The 399-nt window shown below is 63.4% G+C and carries 1 protein-coding gene; it reads right to left on the bottom strand.

Annotation, left to right across the window (positions count from 1 at the left end; translation table 11 throughout):
- The coding region (locus HGO92_RS23280; RefSeq protein WP_502306002.1) for a phosphoketolase family protein at positions 1-250 on the bottom strand (250 nt) is incomplete at its 3' end.
- Between the last annotated feature and the right edge of the window lie 149 nt (positions 251-399).

The raw sequence follows: 399 nt of genomic DNA, 5'->3' as shown, positions 1-399 counted from the left end.
GGTCCCGCTCCATGATGGCCCGGTTCAAATGGGCGTAAATGAAGTTCAGTCCCGGGGTGGTGCCCCAGTGCCCCAGCAGCCGCGGCTTAACATGCTCCGGCCGCAGCGGTTCCCGCAGCAGCGGGTTGTCCATCAGGTAGATCTGTCCCACGGACAGATAGTTTGCCGCCCGCCACCAGGCGTGGATTCGCTGAAGCTGATCGGGTGTCAGTACGCGATCCTTCTCGGACAGTTCCTGGGTGTGGTTCATGGATGTAGCTGCCTTTCGCTTTCGTCAGGAGGGTCATGATCCAACCGCTGTATCTACTTCGCGCCGGTGGGTTGGGGTGCGGGCGCGGCTTCGGCGACCTGGCCCATGGCCTCTCCCGGCTGCGGCAGGTCCAGCCGCTTCAAGAGCAG

Source organism: Crystallibacter degradans (assembly GCF_012952295.1).
Taxonomy (GTDB): domain Bacteria; phylum Actinomycetota; class Actinomycetes; order Actinomycetales; family Micrococcaceae; genus Crystallibacter; species Crystallibacter degradans.
Note: the sequence above shows the minus strand (reverse complement) of the source record. Positions and strands in the feature narration are given on the sequence as shown.